Genomic DNA, 2,980 nt, shown 5'->3' on the forward strand with positions numbered 1-2,980 from the left:
CCGCCCGGGTGCGATGTCACGCTGCGCGGCGTACTCGTCACGCGCGAGCCACAGCGCGCGGACCACGGCGAGCTCGCGCCGGCTCCGTACCGTGTGGATGCCCGAGGTGCGCCGCCACGGGTCGGCGCGCGGGACGGGCGCCCGCGCGAGCCGCACCGCCTCGAACTCCTGCCGCGCCCACTCGTCCTTTCCGGCGGCGTGCAACTCCGCGGCGAGGGCGTCGCGGAGCGCGGCGAGCAGCTCGACGTCCAGCGCGGCGTAGGCCAGCCACTCGTGCGGCAACGGCCGGGTGGACCAGTCCGCGGCCGAGTGGCCCTTTTCGAGACGGACGCCGAGATGCTGCTCGACCATCGTGCCCAGCGCGACCCGTTCGTCCCCGAGCAGCCGTCCGGCGAGTTCGGTGTCGAACAGCCGCGGCGGGCGAAGGCCGACCTCGGCCAGGCAGGCGAGGTCCTGGCTGGCCGCGTGGAAGATCCACTCGGTGGCGGCCAGCGCGGCGTTGAGCGAACTGAGCGCGGGCAGCGCGATCGGGTCGATCAGCGCGGTCCCGGCACCGTCCCGGCGCAGCTGGACGAGATAGGCGCGGCTGCTGTACCGGTATCCGGAGGCGCGTTCGGCATCGACGGCAACCGGCCCCTGCGCGGCGGCCATCCGCTCGACGACGGCGGCCAGGGCACGATGCGAGGTCACCGGGTCCGGCACGCCGTCGGCCGGCTCGTGCAGAAGTGGGATGTCCTCGGCCGGGGCGTCCTCGCTCACGCCCGGGAGGATCTCACGCCGGCGAGAGCATCGTCACGCCCTCGGGGGGCAGCCCGGCCGCGAGGCAGAGCAGATCCACGAACGCGGCCAGGTGCGGCCGCATGTCCGTGGTGTCTGCCGTCCAGCTCGCCCGCACCTCCAGCGCGACTGCGGTCTGCGGTCCGGCGATGTCGCCGAAGCGGGTGGACGTGGTTTGCGTGACCGTGCCGCCCGCGGCCCGGTAGGCGGCGCCGCGCTCGTCCAGCGCGCCGATCAGCCAGCTCCATCCGACGGCCGGGAGCATCTCGTCGGTGCCCATCTGCGGGTCCAGTTCGGCGGAGGCGAACGCGACCAGCCGCAGCACGCCGTCCCACGCCTCGGCGCCGTCCGGGTCGTGCAGCAGAACGAGGCGGCCGGTGGCGAGTTCGTCACCCGCGCCGGAGCGGACCTCGGCCGAGATCGCGTAGCTCCACGGGGCGAGCCGCTGCGGGGGCCGCAGCGGCTCGACGCGCACCTCGCGGCGCACCGCGGCGCCGGTGAGGCTGGCCACCGCGTCCCGGAACAGCTGCGGCCGTCCGGAGGCGTCGCCGAGATCGCCGGGCTCGACGTCCTCGTCCACGTCACTCACCTCGCCACCGGCGGACGCGCCGACGGGCAACAGCGGCGCGGGCATCAGGCGGTCCGGGAGCCAGCGGCCCGACCGAGGTCAGGATCGACGAACAGCGCGCTGCAACAGTCGACGCAGATCCGGTCCGGGCAGGCGCCGTCGTGCCCCTCGGCGCAGCAGTCCGGCGCCACGACGGTGCCGGCGCGGCCGCAGATCGGGCAGTCGGCGGCGAAGACCAGGTCGTGGACGGGCTCGTTGGTCATGGCGCGCTCCTTTGCGCCGCGGTCGGGCATATCGCGGCGTACGGCCACGGTCGCACGGGCCGCCGACGATGGCACTCAGGCGCGCCGACGAGGACATCGAGACGCGTCGCCGATGACGCTCAGGCGCCGACGATCGGTGCGCCGAGGCTGCCGTGCGACCATGGCGGTGATGTCCGAGTCGCTCCCCGAATCGCTGTTGGTGCGCGCCGCCACCGGCCGTCCCGGTCCGTATCCGCCGGTGTGGTTCATGCGTCAGGCCGGCCGCTCCCTGCCCGAGTACCGCGCGCTGCGGGCCGGGTCCGCGATGCTCGACGCGTGCCGCGACCCGGCGCTGGTCACCGAGATCACGCTGCAGCCGGTGCGCCGGCACGGGGTGGACGCCGCGATCCTGTTCTCCGACATCGTGCTGCCGCTGGTGGCGGTCGGTGTCGGGGTCGACATCGTGCCCGGCGTCGGACCGGTGGTGGAGAAGCCGGTCCGGACCACGAGCGACCTCGACGTGCTGCGCGAACTGGTGCCGTCCGACGTGCCCTACATCTCGACGGCAGTGCGGTCGCTGGTGGCCGAGCTCGGGGCGACCCCGCTGATCGGGTTCGCCGGGGCGCCGTTCACCCTGGCGTCCTATCTGGTCGAGGGCGGCCCGTCGAAGGATCACGCCCGGACGAAGGCGCTCATGCACGGCGATCCGGTGCTGTGGCGGGATTTGCTGGCCCGGCTGGCCGTCGTCTCCCGCGAGTTCCTGCGGGTCCAGATCGACGCCGGCGCCGCAGCCGTGCAGCTGTTCGACTCGTGGGCGGGGGCGCTGTCGCGTGCCGAGTACGACCGCTACGTCTGGCCGCACACCCGCGCGGTGCTGGAACCGCTGGCCGGTCTCGTCCCGCGAATCCACTTCGGCGTGGGGACGGGCGAGCTGCTGGTATCGATGCGCTCGGCCGGCGCGGACGTGGTGGGCGTCGACTGGCGGGTGCCGCTGGACGAGGCGGCGCGGCGGCTCGGCCCGGGTGCGGTGGTGCAGGGCACCCTCGACCCGGCGATCCTGCACGCCGACTGGCCGGTGATCGAGGCCGAGGTGCTGCGCGTGGTGGCGGAGGGCCGCGCGGCGGCGGGGCACATCTTCAACCTGGGGCACGGTGTGCCGCCGGACACCGACCCCGACGTGCTCACCCGGATCGTCGCGCTGGTCCACTCGCTGTGAGCCGGCCGGTCGGCGTCGTCGTCGGCGGCGGGATCTCCGGGCTCGCCGCGGCGCGGACGCTCGCGTCGTCGGGGCGCGACGTCGTCGTGCTGGAAGCCGCGCCGACGGTCGGCGGGAAGCTGCGTGTCGCGTCCGTGGCGGACGTCCCGATCGACGTCGGGGCGGAGGCGATGCTGG

The 2,980-nt window shown here is 74.7% G+C and carries 5 protein-coding genes; 2 read left to right on the forward strand and 3 right to left on the reverse strand.

Translation table 11 applies throughout. From position 1 onward, the window contains the following. From VH969_RS01875 to VH969_RS01885, 3 genes are all read right to left on the reverse strand, one after another. The coding region (locus VH969_RS01875) for a ribonuclease D (protein WP_414638411.1) at positions 1-759 on the reverse strand (759 nt) is incomplete at its 3' end. A gap of 13 nt (positions 760-772) precedes the next feature. Then, positions 773-1,357 carry a DUF3000 domain-containing protein gene (locus tag VH969_RS01880; protein WP_331969304.1) on the reverse strand — a complete coding sequence of 195 codons (585 nt, stop codon included), beginning with the start codon at positions 1,355-1,357 and terminating at the stop codon, positions 773-775. 53 nt (positions 1,358-1,410) lie between these two features. Further along, entirely contained in the window at positions 1,411-1,608 is a 198-nt protein-coding gene (locus VH969_RS01885; protein WP_331969307.1) for a hypothetical protein, read from the reverse strand. A gap of 169 nt (positions 1,609-1,777) precedes the next feature. Between VH969_RS01885 and hemE the strand changes: the two genes are divergently transcribed. Both hemE and VH969_RS01895 read left to right on the forward strand, forming a co-directional pair. Continuing rightward, positions 1,778-2,803: a uroporphyrinogen decarboxylase gene (gene hemE / locus VH969_RS01890; RefSeq protein WP_331969310.1), complete on the forward strand. Its 1,026-nt coding sequence runs from the start codon at positions 1,778-1,780 to the stop codon at positions 2,801-2,803. Next, positions 2,800-2,980: FAD-dependent oxidoreductase (locus VH969_RS01895; RefSeq protein ID WP_331969313.1), on the forward strand; the 181-nt coding region annotated here is incomplete at its 3' end. The genes hemE and VH969_RS01895, both read left to right, overlap by 4 nt.

The organism is Actinophytocola sp. (assembly GCF_036555685.1).
GTDB lineage: Bacteria > Actinomycetota > Actinomycetes > Mycobacteriales > Pseudonocardiaceae > Actinophytocola.